22 protein-coding genes are annotated in these 23910 nt (G+C 63.0%); 14 read left to right on the top strand and 8 right to left on the bottom strand.

All coding sequences use genetic code 11. The annotated features are described in order from the left end of the window. Positions 1–106 precede the first annotated feature (106 nt). Genes zwf through eda form a run of 4 tightly spaced genes read left to right on the top strand, consistent with a single transcriptional unit; the run spans position 107 to position 4714 of the window. Positions 107–1591, top strand: coding sequence for a glucose-6-phosphate dehydrogenase (gene zwf, locus ACO06F_RS17075; RefSeq protein WP_421693929.1), 1485 nt, complete (start codon positions 107–109; stop codon positions 1589–1591). Further along, a complete protein-coding gene (locus tag ACO06F_RS17070; protein ID WP_421693928.1) occupies positions 1569–2240 on the top strand; it encodes a 6-phosphogluconolactonase in 672 nt (223 codons plus the stop codon). Before zwf ends, ACO06F_RS17070 begins: the two co-directional genes overlap by 23 nt. A gap of 18 nt (positions 2241–2258) precedes the next feature. Beyond that, positions 2259–4073 carry a phosphogluconate dehydratase gene (gene edd, locus ACO06F_RS17065; protein ID WP_421693927.1) on the top strand — a complete coding sequence of 605 codons (1815 nt, stop codon included), beginning with the start codon at positions 2259–2261 and terminating at the stop codon, positions 4071–4073. Beyond that, positions 4073–4714: a bifunctional 4-hydroxy-2-oxoglutarate aldolase/2-dehydro-3-deoxy-phosphogluconate aldolase gene (eda, locus tag ACO06F_RS17060; protein WP_421693926.1), complete on the top strand. Its 642-nt coding sequence runs from the start codon at positions 4073–4075 to the stop codon at positions 4712–4714. Before edd ends, eda begins: the two co-directional genes overlap by 1 nt. Before the next feature lie 45 nt (positions 4715–4759). On the opposite strand, the gene ACO06F_RS17055 is transcribed toward eda, so the two are convergent. Continuing rightward, complete coding sequence (locus ACO06F_RS17055) at positions 4760–5494, bottom strand: DUF599 domain-containing protein (RefSeq protein WP_421693925.1); 735 nt, start codon at positions 5492–5494, stop codon at positions 4760–4762. Further along, complete coding sequence (locus tag ACO06F_RS17050; protein WP_421693924.1) at positions 5491–7074, bottom strand: peptide chain release factor 3; 1584 nt, start codon at positions 7072–7074, stop codon at positions 5491–5493. The genes ACO06F_RS17055 and ACO06F_RS17050 overlap by 4 nt, the downstream gene beginning before the upstream one ends. Positions 7075–7186: 112 nt before the next feature. Here ACO06F_RS17050 and glk point away from each other — a divergent pair, with 112 nt between their 5' ends. From glk to ACO06F_RS17035, 3 genes are read left to right on the top strand one after another with little or no spacing between them, the layout of a single operon-like run. Beyond that, a complete protein-coding gene (gene glk, locus ACO06F_RS17045; RefSeq protein WP_421693923.1) occupies positions 7187–8134 on the top strand; it encodes a glucokinase in 948 nt (315 codons plus the stop codon). A gap of 4 nt (positions 8135–8138) precedes the next feature. Continuing rightward, positions 8139–8744 carry a bifunctional nicotinamidase/pyrazinamidase gene (gene pncA / locus ACO06F_RS17040; RefSeq protein WP_421693922.1) on the top strand — a complete coding sequence of 202 codons (606 nt, stop codon included), beginning with the start codon at positions 8139–8141 and terminating at the stop codon, positions 8742–8744. Beyond that, positions 8745–9626, top strand: coding sequence for a DMT family transporter (locus ACO06F_RS17035; RefSeq protein WP_421693921.1), 882 nt, complete (start codon positions 8745–8747; stop codon positions 9624–9626). It abuts the gene before it with no gap. Positions 9627–9629: 3 nt separating this feature from the next. Here the strand turns inward: ACO06F_RS17035 and ACO06F_RS17030 are convergent, their stop codons facing one another. Continuing rightward, positions 9630–11069 carry an aldehyde dehydrogenase family protein gene (locus ACO06F_RS17030; RefSeq protein WP_421696712.1) on the bottom strand — a complete coding sequence of 480 codons (1440 nt, stop codon included), beginning with the start codon at positions 11067–11069 and terminating at the stop codon, positions 9630–9632. A gap of 58 nt (positions 11070–11127) precedes the next feature. Between ACO06F_RS17030 and ACO06F_RS17025 the strand changes: the two genes are divergently transcribed. The 5 genes from ACO06F_RS17025 (at position 11128) to ACO06F_RS17005 (ending at position 17138) form a co-directional block, all read left to right on the top strand. Beyond that, positions 11128–11991 carry an NAD(P)-dependent oxidoreductase gene (locus ACO06F_RS17025; RefSeq protein ID WP_421693920.1) on the top strand — a complete coding sequence of 288 codons (864 nt, stop codon included), beginning with the start codon at positions 11128–11130 and terminating at the stop codon, positions 11989–11991. Next, a complete protein-coding gene (locus ACO06F_RS17020; RefSeq protein WP_421693919.1) occupies positions 11991–13160 on the top strand; it encodes a pyridoxal phosphate-dependent aminotransferase in 1170 nt (389 codons plus the stop codon). The genes ACO06F_RS17025 and ACO06F_RS17020 overlap by 1 nt, the downstream gene beginning before the upstream one ends. Next, positions 13157–14668 (top strand): AMP-binding protein, encoded by a 1512-nt coding sequence (locus ACO06F_RS17015; RefSeq protein WP_421693918.1) that lies wholly within the window; start codon positions 13157–13159, stop codon positions 14666–14668. The genes ACO06F_RS17020 and ACO06F_RS17015 overlap by 4 nt, the downstream gene beginning before the upstream one ends. A 161-nt stretch (positions 14669–14829) precedes the next feature. Continuing rightward, positions 14830–16770 carry a PAS domain S-box protein gene (locus ACO06F_RS17010; RefSeq protein ID WP_421693917.1) on the top strand — a complete coding sequence of 647 codons (1941 nt, stop codon included), beginning with the start codon at positions 14830–14832 and terminating at the stop codon, positions 16768–16770. Continuing rightward, entirely contained in the window at positions 16758–17138 is a 381-nt protein-coding gene (locus ACO06F_RS17005) for a response regulator (protein ID WP_421693916.1), read from the top strand. The genes ACO06F_RS17010 and ACO06F_RS17005 overlap by 13 nt, the downstream gene beginning before the upstream one ends. A gap of 43 nt (positions 17139–17181) precedes the next feature. On the opposite strand, the gene ACO06F_RS17000 is transcribed toward ACO06F_RS17005, so the two are convergent. Together ACO06F_RS17000 and ACO06F_RS16995 are read right to left on the bottom strand one after the other, a co-directional pair. Next, entirely contained in the window at positions 17182–18078 is an 897-nt protein-coding gene (locus ACO06F_RS17000) for a BON domain-containing protein (protein ID WP_421693915.1), read from the bottom strand. Between the two features lie 76 nt (positions 18079–18154). After that, positions 18155–19699, bottom strand: a complete 1545-nt coding sequence (locus ACO06F_RS16995; protein WP_421693914.1) for a GMC family oxidoreductase — start codon at positions 19697–19699, stop codon at positions 18155–18157. 70 nt (positions 19700–19769) lie between these two features. On the opposite strand from ACO06F_RS16995, the gene ACO06F_RS16990 reads away from it, so the two are divergent. Continuing rightward, positions 19770–20882: an iron-containing alcohol dehydrogenase gene (locus ACO06F_RS16990; RefSeq protein WP_421693913.1), complete on the top strand. Its 1113-nt coding sequence runs from the start codon at positions 19770–19772 to the stop codon at positions 20880–20882. Positions 20883–20897: 15 nt separating this feature from the next. Here ACO06F_RS16990 and ACO06F_RS16985 read toward each other — a convergent pair whose 3' ends face one another. Both ACO06F_RS16985 and ACO06F_RS16980 read right to left on the bottom strand, forming a co-directional pair. Continuing rightward, the gene (locus ACO06F_RS16985) at positions 20898–21803 is read right to left on the bottom strand and encodes a c-type cytochrome domain-containing protein (RefSeq protein WP_421693912.1); all 906 of its coding nucleotides are present in this window, start codon (positions 21801–21803) and stop codon (positions 20898–20900) included. Between the two features lie 159 nt (positions 21804–21962). After that, positions 21963–22472, bottom strand: a complete 510-nt coding sequence (locus ACO06F_RS16980; protein WP_421693911.1) for a helix-turn-helix transcriptional regulator — start codon at positions 22470–22472, stop codon at positions 21963–21965. 141 nt (positions 22473–22613) lie between these two features. On the opposite strand from ACO06F_RS16980, the gene ACO06F_RS16975 reads away from it, so the two are divergent. After that, the gene (locus ACO06F_RS16975) at positions 22614–23042 is read left to right on the top strand and encodes a hypothetical protein (RefSeq protein WP_421693910.1); all 429 of its coding nucleotides are present in this window, start codon (positions 22614–22616) and stop codon (positions 23040–23042) included. A gap of 7 nt (positions 23043–23049) precedes the next feature. Here the strand turns inward: ACO06F_RS16975 and ACO06F_RS16970 are convergent, their stop codons facing one another. Beyond that, positions 23050–23826, bottom strand: coding sequence for an FCD domain-containing protein (locus tag ACO06F_RS16970; protein WP_421693909.1), 777 nt, complete (start codon positions 23824–23826; stop codon positions 23050–23052). Positions 23827–23910 lie beyond the last annotated feature (84 nt).

Below are 23910 nucleotides of genomic sequence, written 5' to 3'. Positions count from 1 at the left end.
AAAAAGCAATAAATCACTTGCCTTGACGAATTGTCGCCTTCATTGACTCGTAATCGAAAGCCGCTATTTGAGTGGCGCACATCAAAACACGGCGGAAAGACAATCAATGACCCCGCGCATCATCCCGGTGGAGCTGTTTGACCTGGTGGTCTTCGGCGCAACGGGCGACCTTTCGCAGCGCAAGCTTTTGCCCGCACTTTTCCACCGCGATTTGCAGGGCCAGATCCCGCCCGGCTCGCGCATTATCGGCTGCTCGCGCCGCGCCATGTCCAACGAAGACTTCGCGGGTTTCGCGCGCAAGGCGATCGAGGATCATGTGCCGGAGAGTGACCGCCCCGCCGATGTGATGGCGCGCTTTCTGGAGCGCCTGAGCTATGTGACGGCCGATGCCGCGCAGGATGCGGGCTGGGCCGACCTCGGCCGCACCCTGGAGGCAGATGCCGGGCGTATCCGCGTGTTCTATCTGGCGGTGGGGCCTGATCTGTTCGGCCCCATCTGCGACAGGCTCGGGGCCTTCCATCTGGTCACACCCAGCACCCGCGTGGTGATCGAAAAGCCCCTGGGCAAATCCGGCGCTTCGGCGCGCGCCTTGAACGAGTCGATCGGCCGCGTCTTCAGCGAGCCGCAGATCTACCGTATCGACCATTATCTCGGCAAAGAGACCGTGCAGAACCTGATGGCGCTGCGCTTCGCCAACGCGCTGTTCGAGCCGGTGTGGAACTCCGGCCATGTGGACCATGTGCAGATCACCGTGGCCGAGACTTTGGGTGTTGAAGGCCGTGCAGGATATTATGATACGGCGGGGGCGCTGCGCGACATGGTGCAGAACCACATGCTGCAGCTTTTGTGCCTGGTTGCCATGGAGCCCCCCACCTCCACCCAGGCCGATGCGCTGCGCGACGAGAAGCTGAAGGTTCTGAAGGCGCTGAAGCCCATCACCGAAGATCAGGTGAACCACCTGACCGTTCGGGGCCAGTACAAGGCAGGTGCCGCCAATGGCGGGGCCGTGAAGGGTTATCTGGACGAGCTGGGCTCAAACACCTCGCGCACCGAAACCTTCGTGGCGCTGAAGGCCGAAATCGCCAATTGGCGCTGGAGCGGGGTTCCCTTCTACCTCCGCACGGGGAAGCGCCTGCCGTCCCGCGTGTCCGAAATCATCGTGACCTTCAAACCCATTCCACATTCTGTGTTTGACGGGCAGGCGGGCCCCATTGCGCCCAACCGCCTTGTCATCCGGCTGCAGCCCGATGAAGGCGTGAAGCTGTGGCTGATGATCAAGGACCCCGGCCCCGGCGGCATGCGGCTCTCTTACGTGCCCCTCGACATGAGCTTCGCGGACGCTTTCAATGTGCGGAACCCCGATGCCTATGAGCGGCTGCTGATGGATGTGGTGCGCGGCAACCAGGCGCTGTTCATGCGCCGCGACGAGGTTGAGGCCGCTTGGGCCTGGATCGACCCCGTGCTTGAAGCTTGGGCCAATTCGGGTGACACGCCGAAGCCCTATACATCAGGCACATGGGGCCCATCCGCCGCCGTGGCGCTGATCGAGCGCGACGGCCGCACCTGGTATGAGGACGACGACATTGATTGAAGCCGAACGCATTTTCGAGGCCCGCGAAACCCTGGCCGAGACGCTGGCGCGCGACGTGGCAGACGAGCTGACCCGCGCCATTGAAGCCAAGGGCAAGGCGACGCTTGCCGTCTCCGGCGGTTCGACGCCCAAGCTGTTTTTCGAAAAGCTCTCGGAGATCGACATTCCGTGGAGCCGCGTGAGCGTGACGCTGGTTGACGAGCGCCAGGTGCCGGAGACGAGCGAACGCTCCAACGCGCGCCTGGTGCGCCAGCATCTGCTGCAGAACCGTGCGGCGGCAGCGAAATTCATTCCGCTTGTGGGCAACCCGGATGCAGCAAAGGTGCCGGCTTTTGACGTTGCCATCTTAGGCATGGGAAGCGACGGGCACACGGCCTCTTTCTTCCCCGGCGGCGACCGGCTGGCGGAAGCACTCGACGCGGATTCGGGCAAGCGGCTGATCGAGATCAACGCGCCAGGTGCGGGAGAGCCGCGCTTGACCTTCACGTTGCCCATGCTGGAACAGGCGGGGCGCCTCGCACTTCACATTGAAGGCGCTGAAAAGCAGCAGGTGCTGAAACAGGCGCTGGCGGCCGGGCCTGAGGAAGACATGCCGGTGCGCGCCGTGCTGCGGGGCGCTGCCCCGGTGACGCTCTATTGGTGCCCTTGAACCCGAACAGGTGATCCCATGGCCGTGAAAGAGATTGTCTCCGCCGTCACCGAGAACATCATCGCGCGGAGCAAGCCCTCGCGCCGCCGCTACCTGGACAAGATCGAAGCCGCGGTCGCCTTGACGCCGAAGCGCAAGGCGCTGGGCTGCGCCAATGTGGCCCACGGCTTTGCCGCATGCGGGCCGCAGGACAAGGACGCGCTGCGGAACGGCCATGCGCCCAATCTGGCGATCGTCACCGCCTACAACGACATGCTCTCCGCGCACCAGCCTTTCGAGACCTACCCTGAACAGATCCGGCAAGCCGCACGCGCAGCAGGTGGCACCGCGCAAGTGGCGGGCGGCGTTCCGGCAATGTGCGATGGCGTGACCCAGGGCGAGACGGGCATGGAGCTTTCGCTGTTCTCGCGCGATGTGATCGCACTTTCGACGGCGGTCGCCCTCTCGCACCAGATGTTCGATGCGGCGGTTTACTTAGGGGTGTGCGACAAGATCGTGCCGGGCCTCATCATTGGCGCATTGTCTTTCGGGCATCTCCCCGCCGTGTTCATTCCGGCAGGGCCCATGACCAGCGGCCTTCCCAATGGCGAGAAGGCCAAGATCCGCATGCTTTACGCGGAAGGAAAAATCGGCCGCGCGGAATTGCTGGAAGCCGAAGCCCAATCCTATCATGGCCCCGGCACCTGCACCTTCTATGGTACGGCCAATTCGAACCAGATGCTGATGGAGATCATGGGCCTGCACCTTCCGGGTTCCACCTTCGTGAATCCTGGCACGCCCTTGCGTGATGCGATCACCCGTGAGAGTGCAAGGCGCGCCCTCGCCATCACCGCGCTCGGCAATGACTATCATCCCATCGGCCGCATTTATGATGAGAAGGCCGTGGTGAATGGCGTGGTGGGCCTACTCGCGACGGGCGGCTCCACCAACCACACCATGCATCTGATCGCCATGGCCGCAGCGGCGGGGATTTCGCTCAGCTGGCAGGATCTGGCGGAGCTTTCGAAAGCCGTGCCGCTGATGACGCGCGTCTATCCCAATGGCAAGGCGGATGTGAACCACTTCAACGCGGCAGGCGGCATGGGCTTCCTGATCCGCGAACTCTTGGGCGCTGGGATGCTGCACGAAGATGTCTCCACCATCATGGGCGCCGGGCTTACAGGCTACACCAAGGAAGCGCGGCTGGGGCCCGATGGCGACCTCATCTATGCCGATGCCGCTGCGGCCTCACATGACGAGAGCGTGCTGCGGGGGGCAGCCAACGCGTTTCAGCCCACAGGTGGCCTCTCTGTGCTGACCGGCAATCTTGGCACCGCCGTCATCAAGACCTCATCGATCCCCGATGACCGGCATGTAATCGAAGCGCCGGCCCGCGTGTTCCATTCGCAGGAGGAGCTGCAGGCAGCCTTCAAGGCGGGGACGCTCAACCAGGATGTGATCGCCGTGGTCCGCTTCCAGGGCCCCAAGGCCAATGGCATGCCGGAGCTGCATCGGCTGACCCCGCCGCTTGCAGTGCTGCAGGAGCGCGGGTTCAAGGTGGCGCTTGTGACTGACGGGCGCATGTCAGGCGCTTCAGGCAAAGTGCCTGCGGCAATCCATTTGACGCCAGAGGCGGTGGATGGTGGGCCTATCGCCAAAATCCGCGATGGCGACATGCTGCGGCTGGACGCGGTGAATGGCACGCTCGAGGTTCTGGCGGATATTTCCGCGCGCGAGGCGGTGAAGGCCGATCTTTCCGCCAATGCGCAGGGCACGGGCCGCGAATTGTTCCAGGCCTTCCGCAGCATCACGGGCGGTGCTGACCGTGGCGCATCGATTTTCGAGGCTGTGTGATGACGAAGACCTATCAGAAGGGCCTGGCCGAAGCCCTGGCGCTTGCGCCTGTGGTGCCGGTGATGGTGATCGAAAATGTCGAAGACGCCGTGCCGCTGGCCCGCGCCCTCGTCAAGGGCGGGCTGCCCGTGCTTGAGATTACTTTGCGGACGGCCAAGGCGATGGACTGCATCCGCGCCATCATCGCGGAGGTCGAAGGCGCGATCGTGGGCTCCGGCACGGTGCTGACGCCCGAACAGTTGCGGGAGAGCCATAAGCTCGGCTGTAAATTCGCCGTCTCGCCCGGCTCCACGGGGCGCTTGCTGGGTGCGGCGGAGGATTATGACATCGCATTGCTGCCCGGCGGCGTGACCGCGTCCGAATGCATGGCGCTGCTGGAATGGGGCTATGCGATCCAGAAGTTCTTTCCCGCCGAACCGGCCGGGGGCGCTGCCTATCTCTCATCCCTCGCCTCACCCCTGCCGCAAATTCGCTTCTGCCCGACGGGCGGCATCACGCCGGAAAAGGCGGCGAGCTATCTGAAGCTCTCCAACGTCATCACCATCGGCGGCTCCTGGATGGCACCGAAGTCGATGATCGCGGCAAAGGACTGGGCGGGGATTGAGAAGCTGGCAGCAGAGGCCGCGGGGTTGAGGGGCTGATTGGCATTCCCTTCTCCCGTTGCGGCACGCAATGGGAGAAGGGATTTACTGCTTCGCGCCTTTCAGTGTGTCCACATATTTGGCAATCGCCCTTGCGGTGGGGGAGAAGAGCTGGCGGTAATAGAGCAGTGCGGTGATGGTCAGCGTTGCCGTGATGCAGGCATAGGGGCCGGCAAAGAGGAAGATGGCCGCAACCGCATAATAATAGCCGCGGATTCCGGTGTTGATGGAGCGCACGGCCTCGGTCAGCACCACGGCGCATTGTTCCACCATCAGCTTGGCTTCGAGCTCATCCGTGGGCGAGGCCTGGAGGCCGCCTAGCATGGCGAAAGTGTAAGCCATCTTACGCAGCGCATAGGTGAAGGAAAAGAAGCACTGCGTGAGGATGGCGGTCAGCAGGAAAACGCAGAGCGTGAAGAGATGGAGCGACATGGTGCTGTCGACGAAGTTCAGGCCGCGGGTGAGCTCATACACATTATTGACATTGGCCAGCGCGCCGATGAGGCCCGCCAGCACCAGCAGCGTTCCCGAGCCGAAATAAGAGATCGAATTCGAGATGTGCCCGAGAAGGATCGCGTCGAACATGCGGTGCTCGCGCCGGGCGGCCTGGTTCATCTGCAGCCAGCGGAGCCTGACGGCGTGAAGCTGCGAGTTGAGGGAGCCCCGGCCCAGCTGCCGCAAGATGGGCGTATAAAATCCCCACAGCACGATGATCAGCCCGATGGCGGCGCCGTGCGCGAGGCCGAAATCATCCGGCAGGGAGAGGTTCAACACGCTCATTGGGACTTGTGCATCTCCTTGATCTCGGTGGTGCGGATCTCCGGCGCGCGTTCCAGCGTATAGTTCAAACTGAAGGCCGATTGCGCCATGAAGACGGGGTCCCCGTCAAGGTCGCTGGCGATTGAAAAGCGGTTGGCGGCAATGAACTCATCAAGTTTTTTGCGGTCATCGCTCGAAATCCAGCGCATCACCTCATAGCGCGACGGCTCGAAGCTGACGGGAACGCCATATTCATTGGCAAGCCTGTCTGCCAGCACATCGAGCTGCAGGGCGCCGACCACGCCGACGATCGCAGGCGAGCCATCGGCCGGGATGAAGAGCTGGACAACGCCCTCCTCCGCCAGCTGCTCCAGCGCCTCGCGCAGCTTCTTTGCTTTCATGGGATCGCCCAGTTTCACGCGGCGGAGAATTTCCGGCGCGAAGCTGGGAACGCCGGTGAACACCACGTCTTCACCCTCAGTCAGCGTATCGCCGATGCGCAGGAGGCCGTGGTTGGGAATGCCGACCACATCGCCCGCATAGGCCTCATCCGCAATCGAACGGTCCTGCGCGAAGAAGAATTGGGGCGCATTGAGCGCCACCATCTTGCCGGTGCGGACGAGCTTCACCTTCATGCCGCGGGTGAGCTTGCCCGACGCGAGGCGCATGAAGGCGATACGGTCCCGGTGGTTGGGATCCATGTTGGCCTGGATCTTGAAGACGATGCCCGTCATCTTCGGTTCCGTTGCATGAACGACGCGCGAGGAGGCGGCCTGGTCTCTCGGAGGCGGGGCGAAGGCGATCAGCGCTTCCAGCAGGTCACGCACGCCGAAATTCTTCAAGGCGGAGCCGAAATAGACGGGCGACAAATGGCCTTCGAGGAAAGCCTTGCGGTCGAAGCTGGTGCAGAGATCCTTGACGAGATCGATCTCATCCCGCCACTTGGCGAAGGTGTCGGGCTTGACGAGCGAGGCGATCAGCGGATCGTCAGGCCCTGAGACGGCAACACCTTCCGGCGCCTGATCCGGCTGGCGGACTCGGGGGCTCATCAGATCATAGGTGCCGGCGAATTCCTTGCCCTGGCCGATGGGCCAGACCATGGGGGCGACGGAGAGCGCCAGGCCCTTCTCGATCTCGTCCAGAAGATCCAGGGGATCGCGCGATTCGCGGTCCATCTTGTTGACGAAGGTGATGATGGGAATGTCCCGCAGGCGGCAGATTTCGAACAGCTTCCGGGTGCGGGCTTCGATGCCCTTGGCGGCATCGATCACCATGACGGCGGCATCGACCGCAGTGAGGGTGCGGTAGGTGTCTTCCGAGAAGTCTTCGTGGCCCGGCGTATCGAGCAGGTTGAAGACGGTGCCTTCATATTCGAAGGTCATGACCGAGGTGACAACCGAGATGCCGCGGGCGCGCTCGATCGACATCCAGTCCGAGCGGGTGCGGCGGCGGTCGCCCTTGGCGCGCACCTGGCCCGCAAGCTGAATGGCGCCGCCGAACAGCAACAGCTTTTCGGTGAGCGTGGTTTTGCCCGCGTCCGGGTGGGAGATGATGGCGAAGGTGCGGCGGCGCGCCACTTCCTGTTCGAGCGGGTTGGTCAAAGCTAACCTGAAAGCTGAAGGGGTTTAGACGGCTTCCTAGACGGGATTGCAGGCAGGGTAAAGCTTGCCGAAGCGCGGCCTTCGTGGCAGTGGAAGGAACGGGGGGAAATACATGACGGAACTGGCACTTGTGGGCGATATCGGGGGCACCAATTCCCGCTTCGGGCTGGTGGAGCCGGGCTCGACCGTGGTCCAGAACGCCGCCGTCCAGAAGAATGACAATTTCGCCTCGCTGGAAGACTCGATTGCCGCCTATGTGCAAGAGATGGGGCTGACCACGCTCGCCGGCGCCGCCGTGGCCGTGGCGGGACCCGTTGAAGGGGAGTGGGTCTCCCTCACCAACCGGGACTGGCGCTTCACCCGGGAAACGCTCCGCCTGGCCGCCAAGGCGCGGCAGTTCCGCCTGCTCAATGATTTCGAGGCGCTGGCCCTTTCCCTGCCGCACCTGCAGGGGGATGACGTGGTGCAGATCGGCGGCGGCACGCCGGAGAAGCCGGCCGTCAAAATCGTGCTCGGCCCCGGCACCGGGCTTGGCATGGCCACACTGGCCCCCTTACCCCAGGGCGGCTGGATGGCGCTACCCGGCGAAGTGGGCCACATCACGCTCCCCGTCGTCACCCAGGCGGAATTCGATTGGCGGGCGCGCATGAGCAAGCCCGGCGTGCTGTTTGAATCCGAAGATGCCATCACCGGTGGCGGGCTTTTGCGCATGTATCAGGCGGCGGCGGAGACGCCCAATCTTGCGACACCGGAGGACGTTCTCCAGGCGGCGCTGGCGGGAACCGATGCTGCTGCGGTGAAGACGCTGGACCAGTTCATCACCTGGCTCGCCCGCATTGCGGGTGATGCCGCGATGACCATGCAGGCCAGAGGCGGGGTCTATCTGGCAGGCGGCATTGCGCCGTCCATTGTGGAACAGTTGAAGGCGGGCCCGTTCCGGTCCATCTTTGAGGAGAAGGGCAGGCTTGCCTATGTGATGCGGCCGATACCCGTCTATGTGATTGTCGACCGTTTTCCGGCCTTCAAGGGCTGTGCCGCCGCCATTGCCGATATGAGGTGACGCCATGTGGAAGGACACCGACCTTCTCCTCGTGATCGATGTGCAGAACGATTTCTGCCCCGGCGGCAAGCTGGCCGTGCCGGGCGGAGATGAGGTGATCCCGCTCATCAACCGCCTGGCCAAGAGCTTCGCCCATGTGGTGCTGACCCAGGACTGGCACCCGTCCGAGCACAAATCCTTCGCCACGCAGCATCCGGCAAAGAACCCCTTCGAAATCGCCATGATGCATTATGGCCACCAGACGCTGTGGCCCGACCACTGCATCCAGAACACGCACGGTGCTGAATTCCACAAGGACCTGCACATTCCGCATGCGGAACTGATCCTGAGAAAGGGCTTCCGCGAAGAGGTCGACAGCTATTCCGCCTTCTTCGAAAATGACCGCAAGACGCCCACGGGTCTGGGCGGCTACCTGAAGGAGCGCGGCTTCGAGAAGGTGGTCTGCGTGGGCCTCGCCTTCGATTATTGCGTGCGCTTTTCGGCCGAGGATGCGCGGCGGCTTGGGTTCGAGACCGAGGTGATCGAGGCCGCCTGCCGGTCCATCGACCTCGACGGCTCGGCAGATGCTGCGCGCAAGAGCTTCGCCGAACACGGCATCGCGCTGGCCTGAGTGCCGGTCTCCCCCCGCCTCAAGGGCATCCTGCTGATGGTGTCCGCCATGGTCTTCTTCACCATGCTCGATGCCACGGCCAAGCATCTGGTGCAGACGCTGCCGCCGGTGGTGGCGGTCTTCGGCCGCTACACCGTGGCGCTGGCGCTTTCGGTTCTCGTCATCCTGCGCAGGGGCAGCCTCAACTCCATGGTGACGAGCCATCCGGCACTTCAGGTGCTGCGCGGGCTCTTGCTGATGATGTCCACCGTCCTCAATTTCATGGCCATCATGCATCTGCAGCTGGCCCAGACGGCGGCGATCTTCTTCAGCATTCCGCTGTGGGTCTGCGCCATGTCAGGGCCGATCCTGGGGGAGCATGTGGGCCTGCGCCGCTGGCTTGCCGTGACGGTTGGCTTCTGCGGCGTGCTCGTCATCATGCGGCCAGGCACCTCAAGCTTCCACTGGGCGATGCTGCTGTCGATCGCGGCCTCCTTCTGCGGCGCCATCTACAATATCGCGACGCGCAAGGTTGGCGGTCGCGACCGGGCCGAAACCTCGCTTTTCTATGTGGGCCTCGTCGGCGCGCTCGCTGCCACCGCACCTCTTCCCTTTGTGTGGAAGACGCCGCAGGGCTTCGAATGGCTGCTGCTCGGCTGGATCGGGCTTGCGGGCACCATCGGCCATTTCATGCTGATCCAGGCGCACCGCATTGCACCGGCAAGCGCGCTGGCGCCCTTCATGTATACGCAGATCGTGTGGATGATCCTGGTGGGCTATGCCGTGTTCGGCGATGTGCCCGATCTCTGGACGCTGGTGGGCGCTGCAATTGTGGTGGCAAGCGGCCTCTTCGTCTTCGCGATGGAGGCGAGGCAGGGAAGAACCCCTGCCTCCGCCCAGTGACGGTTAGGCCAGCGTATAGGCCGTCTTGACTGAAGTATAGAAATCAGCCGCGAAACGCCCCTGCTCACGCGCGCCATAGCTCGAGCCTTTGCGGCCGCCAAACGGCACGTGATAATCGACGCCGGCGGTTGCGAGGTTCACCATCACCATGCCGGCGGCGGACTTCTTGCGGAAATCCGTCGCATGCTTGAGCGAGGTGGTGATGATGCCTGAGGAGAGGCCAAAAGGCGTGTCATTGGCCACACTCAGCGCCTCGTCATAGCTGTCCACCTTGATGACGGAGGCGACGGGGCCGAAGACTTCCTCGCGGTTGATGCGCATGCTGTTGGTGGTGCCGGTGAACAGCGCCGGGCTCAAGTAATAGCCCTTCGTGTCCCGGTTCAGCCGCTCGCCGCCCCAGGCGAGTTCGCCGCCCTCATCGCGCGCGATCTGGATATAGCGCTCGTCCTGCGCCATCTGGTTCTCATCAACGACGGGGCCGATCACCGTGCCTTCCTTGAGCGCGTGATCGACCTTCAGCTTCTTCATGCCGTCCACCATGCGCTCCACGAAGGCATCGTGCAGCTTCGACTGGACGATCAGCCGCGAGGAGGCCGTGCAGCGCTGGCCCGTCTGGAAGAAGGCGCCATCAAGCGCCGCGGCAACGGCGAGATCGAGGTTCGCATCGTCCAGCACCACGAGCGGGTTCTTGCCGCCCATTTCGAGTTGGAACTTGGCACCGCGCGAGGCGCAGGCCATGGCGACCTTGGCGCCGGTTTCAACCGAGCCCGTGAACGACACGGCAGTCACATCCCGCGATTCCAGCAGTGTCTGGCCGACGACGGAGCCCCGGCCCATGACCAGATTGAAGACACCCTTCGGCACGCCCGACCGGGAGATGATTTCCGCCAGCGCCCAGGCGGAGCCCGGCACGAGATCCGCGGGCTTGAACACCACGGCGTTGCCGAAGGCCAGGGCCGGCGCCATCTTCCAGGCTGGAATGGCAATCGGGAAGTTCCACGGGCAGATGAGGCCGACAACCCCCAGCGCCTCCCGCGTGACCAGCACATCGACGCCGGGGCGCACGGAGGCAATCGCCACACCTTCGACCCTGAGCGTTTCCTGTGCGAAGAACTTGAAGATCTGTGCGGCGCGCATCGTTTCCGCAATGCCGTTCGAGAGGGGCTTTCCCTCTTCGCGGGCAAGCAGCCGGCCGATCTCATCCTTGCGGGCCAGAAGCTCGGTTCCGATGAATTCGAGCGCATCGGCGCGGAGTTGGGGCGTGGCGGCGGCCCATGCAGGCTGAGCGGCCTTGGCAGCGGCAATCGCGGCTTCCGTCTGGGCCTTGTCGGCCTGGGCGTATTCGCCGACGATGTCCGTCAGGTCCGAGGGGTTGACGTTCTCGCGAACGCCTTTGCCTTCAAGCCATTCCCCGTTGATGTAATTGCGGTGCAGCGCCATGATGCCGTGACTCCATTGAATTTGGGGCGGAACATAGGGAGAGGCAGGAGTTGAGGCAAGCATGCATGTCGGACTGATCGGGGCGGGTATGATGGGCCAGGGCATGGCGGCCAATCTGCTGAAGCATGGGCACCAGGTCAGCGTCATCGCGCACCGCAACCGCGCGCCGGTGGAGGCGCTGGTGGCCCGAGGCGCCCGCGAGGTGACGAGCCTTGCGAAATTGGCCGAAGCGGAGGTGATTCTGCTCTGCGTGACCACTTCCAAAGTGGTGGAGGAGACGCTGAACCAGTTGCAGCCGCACCTTCGCTCCGGACAGATCATCATGGATGCCGGAACCTCGGCACCGGACGTGACGAAGCGCCTCGCTCATGAGCTGGCCCTGAGAGGCGCCGCCTATGCCGACATTCCGCTCACGGGCGGGCCCGAGCAGGCGGAACAGGGTGTGCTCGGCGTTCTGTGCGGGGCAACGCCCGAAACCTTCGCGCGGATCGAACCACTGCTCGCCTGCTTTGCCACCACCATTCGGCATTTCGGACCGCCGGGATCGGGCCACACCGCAAAGCTCATTTCCAACTATCTCGTCACCGGCATGGTGGCGCTGGTGGCGGAGGCTTTCAGCACCGCGCACACGGCGCAAATCGGCTGGCAGGATCTTTATGACGTGATGCAGAATGGCTCCGGCAATTCCGGCGTGCTGCGCAAGATGGTGGAGCCCGCCCTCAAGGGCGATTTCGACGGCTACCGTTTTGCACTTGCGAACGCGGCAAAGGATATTGGTTACTATGCTGAACTTGCCGAAGGGCTGGGTTGCAGAACAAAGCTGACGGATTCCGTTGCGGAGATCTTCACCCACGCCGTAGATACAGGCCATGGCGGACGGAACGTCAGCCACCTGCTTGACCCTGCAATTGATGATGTGAGCTGATGCTGAATATCAATCCCGCCGTTGCCGCCATCGAAGAAGAAACCGCCTTCACCGTGCTGGACCGCGCCAATGCGCTGAAAGCCAAGGGCTTCCCCGTGATCAATCTCGGGATCGGCCAGCCGGACTTTACGCCGCCCAAGCACATTCTGGAGGCCGGCGAAAAGGCTGTGCGGGAAGGCCCCCATGGCTATACGAGCCCACAAGGCCTGCCCGTGCTGCGCGATGCCGTGGCGCAATATGTGGGCACGCGCTTCAACGTGCCGGTTTCGGGCGATGAAGTGGTGATCGTGCCGGGTGGCAAGGTGACCTTCTATTTCGCCTGCCAGATCTTCGGGGGGCCCGGTGCCGAGATTCTCTACCCTGATCCGGGCTTCCCGCCCTACCGCGATGCCGTGCGCTCGAGCGGGGCGAAGCCCGTGCCCTATCCCATCCGCGAGGAGAAGGACTTCGGCTTCGATGCCGATGAGGTGCTCTCCCTCATCACGCCGGCCACGCGCCTCATTATCATCAACTCGCCCGCCAACCCCACGGGCGGCGTGGTTTCGCGCGAGGAGATCACCAAGCTGGCGCATGGCCTCGCCAGGCATCCGAACGTCACTGTACTTTCGGACGAGATCTACAGCCACCAGGTCTATGATGGCGTCGACTTCGTGAGCTTCCTCTCCTTCCCGGAACTCCGCGACCGCACCATCATCCTCGACGGATGGTCGAAGACCTTTGCGATGACGGGCTGGCGCCTTGGTTTCGGAATCTGGCCCAAGCACCTGATCGAATATGTGAAGAAGCTCATCACGGTTGATCATTCCTGTACCAGCGTGGCCACCCAGATGGCGGGGCTTGCCGCCATCACCGGGCCGATGGACGAGATCGAGGCCTTCCGCAAGAGCTTCCAGAAGCGCCGGGATATGGTGGTGGCGGGGCTCAATAGCATCAAGGGCGTGCGCTGCCGCGTTCCCGGTGGCGCCTTCTACGCGTTCCCCAACATTGCAGGCACCGGCTGGCAATCACGCGACCTGGCACGCGAGCTTTTGGAGAAGGCCCATGTGGCGCTGATCTTCGGCGAAAGCTTCGGCCAGAACGGCAAGGGCTACATGCGCCTCTCCTATGCGGCGAGCGAGGCGGACATTGCCGAGGCGCTGAAGCGCATGAAGGCCTTCATCGAAGCATGAGCCACGCCAATCTCTACGCACGCTTCGAACGCGTGTTCGAGACCCATGCGGAGAAAACCGCCATTCGCAGCGCGGATGGCGGCACCTCGCTCAGCTTCGGCGATCTGGCGCGCGGGGCAGCACGCTATGCCAATGCACTGTCCGCCCTGGGCGTCGAGCGCGGCGACAGGGTGACGGTGCAGGTGGAAAAATCCATTGCCAATGTGCTGCTCTATCTGGCTGTGATGAAGCTGGGTGCCGTCTACCAGCCGCTGAACACGGCCTATACCGCAGCCGAGTTTTCCTATTTCGTCAAGGATGCGCAGCCGAAGCTCATCATCTGCGACCCATCCCGGCAGATGGAGATGCGGGCGCTGGCGGATCAATGCAAGGTCTTCGCCGTCGTCAACCTCGATGCGGCTGGCAACGGCTCGCTTGCCACCATGGCGGCTACGATGGACGACAGGCATGAGACCGTCGAGGCCAGTGATGATGATCTGGCGGGCCTGCTTTATACCTCCGGCACGACGGGCCGCTCCAAGGGTGCCATGATCACCCACGGCAATCTGTTCTCCAACGCGTCCACACTCGTCGATCTCTGGCGCATCACCGGTGCCGACACGCTGCTCCACGCGCTTCCCATTTTCCATGTGCATGGACTTTACGTGGCCTTGAACACGGCCTTTCTGTCCGGCGCTGAAATCCTGTGGTTCGACAAGTTCGATGCAAAAGCGGTGACCGCAAGCCTGGCGCAGGCGACCCTGATGATGGGGGTGCCGACCTTCTACACGCGGCTCCTGTCAGATCTGAGCTTCGGGCCCGATGTGACTCAAAACATGCGTTTATTCATATCTGGCTCGGCACCGCTTCTGGCCGAAACCCACCGCGAATTCGAGGCCCGCACCGGACACGCCATTCTTGAGCGCTATGGCATGACGGAAACCGGAATGATCACGTCAAACCCCTATGAGGGCGCCCGCGTGCCGGGCACGGTGGGCTTTGCGCTTTCCGGCGTCTCGGTGCACGTGAGCGGCAGCCAGCCCGGCGTTCTTGAAGTGAAGGGCCCCAATGTTTTCAAGGGCTACTGGCGGATGCCGGAGAAAACCCGCGAGGAGTTTACAGGTGATGGCTATTTCATCACCGGAGATGTCTGCACCATTGCGGCGGACGGGCGCGTGAGCATCGTCGGGCGTGCCAAGGACCTGATCATCAGTGGCGGGTTCAACATTTATCCCAAGGAGATCGAAGAGGTTCTCGATCAATTGCCGGGCGTGGGGGAGAGTGCTGTGATTGGCGTGCCGCACCCTGATTTTGGCGAAGGCGTTATTGCGGCCATCACCGCGTCTGGGCCCCTTGCCCCCGAAGCAGAAATGATTGCCACGCTCTCCCGCACGCTCGCCAGGTTCAAGGTGCCGAAACGCATTTTCCTGGTGGACGCCTTGCCGCGCAATGCCATGGGCAAGGTGCAGAAGGCAGAATTGCGGAAGCGCTATCAGGCGGTCTTTGCGCCTGAGGGTGGCAGCGTCTGAACAGCGCAAGGGCAGGTAGAGCTAACCCTCAACAATTCACGCGGCAATGCGTTTTCTGCACCCGGGTTCCACTCTCACGGAACCTTTTCAACAGGAGCCCGTTCTCGCAGGGTTAGGTGGAACAGCACCAAGCCGCATGGCCGGCTTGGCCGTGCGGTTCAATGGGGACGGTTCTTCACATGCAGGTCGAGACGACAACGCAGATCGATGCGGGAAAGGTTCCGCCTTCCCGGCACGCTGCGGAGACTTTCAGCATCGACCATCGTCCCTCACATCTCGAAACGCTTTACCGCCTCACCGACCGCCTGTACCGCGCCAACGATATGGATGCGATGCTATCTGCCGCACTCGACGCCATTGCCGAGGGCCTCCATTGCGAGAAATGCTCCATCCTCCTTTTCGACAATGACGGGGTGATGCGCTTCGTCGCGTGGCGGGGACTGTCTAGCGCCTATCGCAGAACGCTCGATGGCCATACGCCCTGGCAGCCGGACACGATCGATCCGCCGCCGATTTTCATCGCCGACATAGCGGTGACGGATGAAAGCGAGATCGTCAAGCGCACGGTGCTGGATGAGGATATCCGCTGCCTCGCCTTCATTCCCCTGACCTCCCAGGGCCGCGTCATCGGCAAGTTCATGGCTTACCACCGGGCGGTGCAGACCTATTCCGAAAGCAGCAAGGCGCTTGCCGTCACCATTGCGAGGCAGCTTGGTTTCAGCCTCGACCGCGCCATGGCGGAGAAGGCGCGGGTTGCAGCCCTGGGCAACCTTCAGGAATCAGAGCAGCGCTTCCGCCTGATGGCCGAGCATGCGCCCGTGATGATCTGGATGTGCGACGCAGAGGGCAAGTGCCTGCACCTCAATCATATGCTCAGGCACTTCTGGGGCGTCGACGATCAGGACTTGAGCGCCTTCGACTGGCGCAGCTCCATGTGCCCGGATGACGTCGAGCGGGTCATGGGAGCCATGGGCCAGGCGTTGCAGCACCAGGCAAAGGTCCGCGTGACCGGGCGCTATCGCAATGCCGCCGGAGACTATCGGACGCTCGAAACTGTGGCCCATCCGCGCTTTGCCGCCGATGGTGCGTTCCTTGGCCTCACTGGCGTCAACACCGACATCACCGAACGCGAAGAATCCGAGAAGGCGCTGCGTGACAGTGAAGAGCGCTTCCGCCTCGTCGTTGAAGCGGCCCCGAGCGGCATGGTGATGACAGACGGCAGCGGCCGCATCTTGATGATCAACGTTCTCGCTGAAAATCTGTTCGGATATGAGCGGGGCGAGCTTCTCGATCAGAAGCTTGGCGTTCTGGTGCCGCCGGACGCGCCCGAACATCCGCCCGCCAGCGCATCCCCGCAGCCGGTGAAGCGTGAAGTGACCGGCCGGCGCAAGGACGGCCGCGACATTCCGCTCGAACTGGGCGTCAACCCCATCCTCACCTCCGGGGGCTTGCGTGTCATCGCCACGGTTTCGGACATTGCCGAGCGAAAGCGTGCGGAAGCGCAGCGCGAATTGCTGCTCGCCGAACTGAACCATCGCGTGAAGAACACGCTCGCCGTTGTGCAGGGCCTCGCCTATCAGACCTTCCGCGGCTCGGAGCAGGTGGCCCGCAAGGCCTTCGAAGGCAGGCTTCAGGCCCTGGCGCGCGCGCATGATCTTCTCACCCGTTCCCGCTGGGAGAGCACCTCGCTTGCTCAATTGGCGAAGGACACGCTGCAGCTCGATGGCGAGAACCGCTCGCGTATCGAAGCTTCAGGCCCTGTCATCCACCTGAACCCGCACGCGGCACTCACCATTGCGCTGGCGCTTCATGAGCTGTTCACCAACACGCTTAAATATGGCGCGCTGTCGAATGACACGGGGTCGGTGCGCCTCGCGTGGCGATATGTGGAAGGCGAAAGCAAGCTCCGCATCGAATGGCGCGAGAGCGGCGGCCCACCCGTGGTGCGCCCCAAACGGCGGGGCTTCGGTTCCCTCCTCCTTGAACAGACGCTGGCGCGGGATCTGGATGGGCGCGTGGCGCTGTCCTTCGAGCCTGCGGGCGTTACCTGCGTAATTGAAATGCCGATACCCGATCCAGGAGAACATGCATGTCTTGGCTAAATGGAAAACGCATCCTGGTGGTTGAGGACGAAGCCCTCATCGCCGTGATGGTGGAAGACATGCTGACCGATATGGGAAGCAGCGTGGTGGGTCCTGCGGCCACCATTGAGGCCGCGCTCAAACTCGCCGCGACCGAGATGCTGGATGCAGCGGTGCTTGACGTCAATGTGCGTGGTGAACGGATCGACCCCGTGGCGGATGCCCTTCTGGCGCGCGGCGTTCCAATGCTGTTCGCCACAGGCTATGGCGAGGTGAAGCTCGCCAACGGCCACCGCGCCACCGTGATCGACAAGCCCTATACCCAGGACAAGCTCGCCCGCGGGCTGGCCTCCGCCATGGGAATGGCCTTCCAGCGCAGCACCGGCTGATAAACACGGGAGCGGCGGTCGCTCCCGTGCTGCAGCATTGAGCTTAACTCGACGTGCCTGATCGGCCCGTTCCCGAACCCGGTGTAGCGGTGCTGGAGGTTACGCTGTTGCCAGCCTGATCCGCCGTGCTGCCGCTACCGAATTGCGTGGTGGCCGTCCTGTTCCGGTCCTTGACGCGGATGTTGTTCTGAACGTGCCGAACGCCGGAGATGGCCTCCACGATGTCTTCAGCGCGGCGCTTTTCCTCTCGGCTGTTCACCTGACCGGTGAGCGTCACTTCACTGCTGGAGACCTGCACCTCGATTTCGGAGGCATCGACCCAGCCGTCTTCGGTGAGGCGATCATTCACGTCTTCCCGGATGCGATCATCGGAGCGGGTATAGCCTTTGGGGCCGCGCCCGCGGTGCTCATCCATCTCCCGGCGGCGCTTCGCCTGATCGTCACCGAACCAGGAGGACACTTCATCCGTCGCGCGGTCCAGAAAGCCGCGCTGCTCCTGCTGGCCATAGGCGCTGTCGGACCCATAGCCACTGGGGCTGCCGAAGCTGCCGCGCGATCCGCCATAGCCCTGCTCGCCGCCATAGCTCCGGCGGGCGTCCTGAGAGCCCCTGGAAGAGCCAAACTGACTGTTGTCCCGGTCCATCCGGTTGTTGCCGCCCTGGCCCCAGCGGCCCTGGCCGCCTTGCGAGGTTTCTTCGCTGTAGCGGCCCAAGCGGTTCCACTGGCCGTCCTGCTGTGGGCCGGAACCACCACTGCCCTGCCAGTTGCCGCCCTGCTCGCCACTGCCGAACGGATCACGATCCTCGTGCCATGAGCCACGGTGCCGTGCCTCATCAAAGTGCTGCTCACCCTGCTGGTCCTCACCGCCACGCCAGCCGCCGCGGCCCGAGCCTGCCTGCTGCCCCTTTTCCTGCCAGTTGCGATCCCTGTTCTGTGCCATGTGTCGATCCTCGCTGTACTTTGTAAACCGTACCCGCGGATGAAACCCGACAGGGCAAGCGAGGTTCCAGACCTTGTCAGACCGGTTGCAGCGCACCCACCTTGAAGACGTCCTTCAGGAGATGTTCCGCCGTGCGCACCGCCTGTGCCACGATGGTGAGAGACGGGTTCACCGCCGTCGAAGATGGCAGGAAAGAGGCATCGACCACATACAGATTATCAAGATCCCACGCCTTGCAGAACGGATCGAGCACCGATGTGGCGGGATCAGTGCCGAAACGCGCGGTGCCGCACTGATGCATCGCGACAGTGATATCCATCTTCTGCGTGATGACGATGGGATAGCCCATGGACCGCATCAGCTTCGTCCAGTGCTTCACCAGCTCGCCGTGGGACTTCAGATTATTAGGAACATAGGAGACACGGATCTTGCCGTCCGTGTCGACCGTCACCCGATTATCGGGGCTGGCCAGATCCTCCGACATGATCCACCAGTCGACGCTGCGCTCGGCAAACCAGCTCATCAGGCTTTCCGGCATCCACCGCATATTGGCCGTCAGCATGCCGCCCTGGAGCTTGCCCAGCCCCTGCACATTGCCCAACGGATAGGGCTTCAGCGCATTCTTGAGATAGAAATCATTGATGCACAGCGATTTCTGGAACACCACGCGGTTCTTGACGAACGGGTTCACCGCCATCATGGCCGTGTTGTTGTGGGCCATGTAGTTGCGGCCAAGCTGATCCGAGGAATTGTTCCCTAACCCTCCCGGATGCCTGTCATTGGCGGAACGCAGCAGCAGTGCGGCGGTATTGATGGCTCCGGCGCTGGCGATGAAGACACTCGCCGCGATGATCCTGCGTTCGCCCTTCTGCTCAACCTCCACCCCCGTCACCTTGGTGCCGGACGGATCGGTGATGAGGCGGTGCACATAGGTTTCCAGAATGAGGTCCACATTGCCGGTCGCGAGCGCAGGGTCGACGAGGCGCACCTCGGCATCGTTCTTTGCCCCGATCTTGCAGGCAAAGCCATCACATGTGCGGCAACGGATGCAACGGCCGCCGGGATGAAGGTCAATGGCGACCGGCAGCGGAAAGGGGTGAAGCCCGATGCCGCGGAGCTTCACGTTCAGCGCCTCGATCTCCGGCTCATGACCAATCGCGCCATGGGGCATCGGGCCGGAGCGCGGCGGCTCCGTCGGGTCGAGCCCCGCTTCGCCATGGGTTCCCATCAATCGCTCGGCCACTGCGTAATAAGGTTCGAGATCGGAATAGCGGATGGGCCATGGCGTGGAACGACCCTCCTCATGCTCGAGGCCTTCAAAGTCCTCGGCACGAAACCGCAACGTTGCGGTGCCAAAGAACTTCGAATTGCCGCCGACATAGTAATATGTGGAGGGCGTGAATTCCGCGCCGCTGCGGTCCCGCCAGGTTTCCCTGGTGGAGTATTTGCGGTCATGGAAGACGGCCTTCACGCTCCAGTTGTCGGCCTCGCGCGGAAGCCGCGTGCCGCGCTCGATGACCAGCACCTTGGCGCCGGCCTGAGCCAGTTGATTGGCCATGGCGCCACCGCCCACGCCTGCGCCCACGATCACCACGTCATAGGACGCACTCACACCGGTCATCACTGTCTCCCGTCTGGCATTCCGCCCTGCCCTCCTATATCAGTTGCGCAGATCAGCAGAAAGACGAACCATGAGCACCATCAGCTATCTCACGCGCATTGAATTCGGCGAAGGCCAGGTGTCACGGCTGCAGGAATTCCTTGACGCTCTCGGCGTGAAGCGCCCGCTGATCTGCACGGACCGCGGCCTCGTGGCAACCGGCATGGTGGCGCGCATCAACGCGCTGCTGGCATCGCCTGCCGCCATCTTCGATGCGACGCCCGCGAACCCGACGGAAGATGCGGTGCTGAGCGCTCACGCGCTGTATCGCGAGATGAATTGCGATGGCGTGATCGGCCTCGGCGGCGGCTCCGCACTTGACCTTGCGAAGGGTGTTCGCCTGCTCAGCGGGCATGAGGCGCCCTTGTCGCAATACACGCTCGTTTCAGGCGGGCTTTCGCGCATCCATGGCCGCATCTGCCCGATGATTGCCATTCCAACCACATCGGGCACCGGCTCCGAAGTGGGCCGCGCCGCCGTCATCATCACGGCGGAGGGGCGGAAGCTTGGCATCATCTCGCCGCACATGCTTCCCTCCATTGCCCTGTGTGACCCCGAACTCACCTACGGGCTGCCGCCCGGCCTCACCGCCGCCACCGGCATGGACGCGATATCGCACTGCCTTGAAACCTACATGGCGCCCGCCTTTAACCCGCCAGCCGATGCGATAGCGCTCGACGGGCTGGCGCGAGGCCTCCGCGCCATTGAAGTAGCCGTGCAGGACGGGAGTGACAAAGCAGCCCGGCGGGACATGATGGTCTGCGCACTGGAAGGCGCCATGGCCTTTCAGAAGGGGCTCGGCGCCGTTCATGCGCTGACCCATCCGCTGGGCGCCATCCGCCAGTTGAACCTTCACCACGGCACGCTGAACGCGGTGCTGACGCCCGCCGTGCTGCGCTTTAACCGGCCGGCCATCGGCGACAAATGGGACAGGCTCGAAACATTCTTCGGGGAAGCGCCTGACGTTGCCGTGGCCAAGCTCAACCGCCGCCTTGGAATGCCAACGGGCCTCGCCGCCATGGGTGTGACCGACGAGATGATGCAGCATGTGGCGCAGGACGCGATGAAGGATCACTGCCACGCCACCAACCCGCGCACACCCACACCCGCCGATTATCTGGCGATGCTGCAAGACTCCGCCTGAGGGAGGGCCTAAGCGTCAGTCCCGGCCGCTCAGCCTTTCGCCTGCGATCGCACCATCGGCGGCGATCCTGCCGCGGAGCTCCACCGGCTGCCCGATGCGGGGCGCGCCCTTAACCCGCATTCCGGGCGGGTGGGTGAAGGCCGCGCCATCCACCTCACTGTCCGCCGTGAGGAGGCCGCGCATGCGCACGATGCGGCCTGCGGGGATGGGGGCAGCGTTGCCGTCATTGTCAAGCGCCCCGCCGTCGATCCAGTCACGCAGCAGTGCGATTTCCTCCGCCGTCAGCCAGGGTGGACCGTCAAATGGCATGCGCGGCGAGGCGAGCCCCTCCACCCGGCGGATGATCTCCGAGGCTTGCGCATTGCGCGGAATGAGAACCACCCGCTCAGATCCATTGAGGATGTCCGCATAGGAGCCGAGGCGCAGGCCCTCTGGCGGCGCGCCCATCTTCGAATTGTCGGAATGGCATTTGACGCAATGCTTGCCGAAAATGGACGACACTTCCGAATAGAGAATGCGCCCGTCCGCCCGCGGATCTGCCGGTGCGGCCGGTGGCGCCTGTTCAGCAGCAGCGGACTCTGACGGCCCCTTCGCACCGGATTTGATCCACTTCGAAATTTTGGCGATCACCTCATCCTCAAGGAATGGCGGCCCATCGAGCGGCATGCGCGGTTCCGCCTTTCCGAGCAGGCGGTGCATGAGCGGACTTTGCTCAGGATCGCCCGGGCGGATCACCGGCCCGTTCTCCGACCCCTTCATCGCGGCCTTGTAACTGTCTAGATGCAGGCCAAGCGGTGCCGCATCGCCGGAGTGGCAGGCAATGCAGCGCCCCTGGAACACCGCGTTCACTTCATCCCAGCTTTCCGCCATCGCGGGCGGCGCGAGCAGCAGACAAGTTACAAGGAATAAAAGCCGTCTCATGCATTGTCCCCGTCTTACATGCACATCATGCGGCGGAAGATCGCACGGCAATTGTGGCGGAGAAAAGCCGGATTTGCGCCACGGCTGTGGAAAACACCGTACACGGACGATGCAATGGTTTTCGGATCGCGTTTCTCTTCTGGTGAGAACGTTTCAGGCCTACTTGCGCGACTCAGGTTCTGGCCTTGGCAAGAGCGGCTTGTCGATCAGCGTGTCCATGATGTGGCTCAGGACTTCGGCCCGGTTTCGCGCGTTGGCCTTGCGGTAGATGGCGTTGAGATGAGCCTTGACGGTGCCTTCAGCCGAACCCCGCACGCCGGCGATTTCAGAGATGCTGAGTCCCTTCACCATCAAGGCCGCCACGTCTCTTTCACTGGCCGTCAGCTTCCACTCATCGAAGTGGCTGTCGATCACCGACTGCATGGCAGCCGATGCCATGCCCACGCTGCGCTCGAGGCTCGCCTTGCGGCGCAACAGCTGCAGAAGATAGACGGCTTCGAAGGCGATTCCGATGAACAAGGCGATGCTCGCCATTGCTTCCGGCAGCAGGCCCCAGTTGGGGCCGCCCAGCTCGGCCATGTCGCTCAGCACATCGACGAAAAACACGATGGCGCAGATAATCTGCACGGCAATGAGCCCGATGATCAGCGCCGGCAAGCCCGTCTTCATTCCATATCCCGCTCTGTTTGACGGCAATCGTTCTAGCCGCTATCGGACCCAGATGAAAGGTTGAGTTGCGGACGGCTTCTCAGAAAATCTTGAAGCGTGTAAGGGGGCGGCATGCAGGCAGAGCCATCGGATTCGGTCATTATGCAGACCTTTGGGCTGTGCGTCATCGCATTCCTGGTCATCGTCGCACTTCATCTCATCGGCCTTCATGTGGGCGCGCGCTTTGCCCGCCAGCACCGCCTTGCGGCTGATCTCCGCATCCTCCCCTTTCAGTACACCGTCTTCCTGATTGTTGCGGTGATGGCGCTGCTGTTCACCCTGCACCTTCTCACCAACTTCGCCTGGGGTCTGTTCATGTATATGGCGGATGTTCTGAAGGGCTACCGCCAGTGCGTGTTCTATTCCCTTGAGAACTATACCTCGCTTGGCCTCACGCGGGTTGATGTGCCGCCGGAATGGCGCATGCTGGCGCCGATGATTTCGCTGTCAGGCGTGTTCTGCCTCGCTTGGTCCACGGCCCTGCTGGTGAGCGTGTTCAACCGCCTTTATGCGATCACCGAAGAAAGCTGAACCGCCCCTAGTTTGATGACTCGAAGGTCGAGCGCACGAATTGCCAGGCGGTGGCAAGATGCGATCGCAGCAGGTTTTCTGCGCTGTCCGGATCGCGGTCCACGATAGCATCGAGGATTGCCGCATGGGCCGAATGGTTCATGCGATTGATGTCAGGACTCCGCGGCATGCGGATCCAGTGGGCATAGAGCCAGTCAACGTAAAGCTTGTGGATGACGGGCAGGATGGGATTTCCCGCAATCATGTAGAGGACCCTGTGAAACGCCACGTCCGTGCGGTAGAAGGCCTCCGGATCGCCCATGGCCGCGCGGTTCTGCTCCAGCGCCTCGCGAAGATCCTGAATGTCCCTGGGAGTCGCGTGCTGTGCCGCGTGGCGAACCAGGGCAGCTTCAACGAAGACCCGCATGCCGAACAGGTTCTCGATCCCCGAGGCATCCTCCACCATATGCGAGACCAGATTTCCGAAGGTCGCCAGAGCCGTTTCATAGCCGCGCCCCTGTATCACCGGCCGGCAGCCGGGCCGCACCTTGAGCACACCGCGCGTGGCGAGCGCGGCAATCGCCTCGCGCACGGCGGAGCGGCCCACGCCATATTGCCCCATCAGCTCCCGCTCCGGCGGCAGCCGTTCGCCGGGCGCCAGTGAGCCTGCATCAATGGCGGCAGAGATCGCCGACGCCACCCGGTCAGACGCCTTTGGCGGTTTCGCGGAACCGGGGCCCGACTGATCACGTTGGGTGATCTCGGGCTGTGCGGGGTCTCTGGCCTTACGCGTTCCCTTTGGCATGGTTTTGGTCCTACCAAACCTGGCGCGTCAGATCAAGCACCGCGTGCTTTTGGCGTTGACAGCCGGTTTTCACCTTCATATGGT

Source organism: Aestuariivirga sp. (assembly GCF_965227715.1).
GTDB lineage: Bacteria > Pseudomonadota > Alphaproteobacteria > Rhizobiales > Aestuariivirgaceae > Aestuariivirga.
The sequence above is the reverse complement of the archived record's forward strand: the minus strand, read 5'-3'. Positions and strand labels throughout refer to the sequence as shown.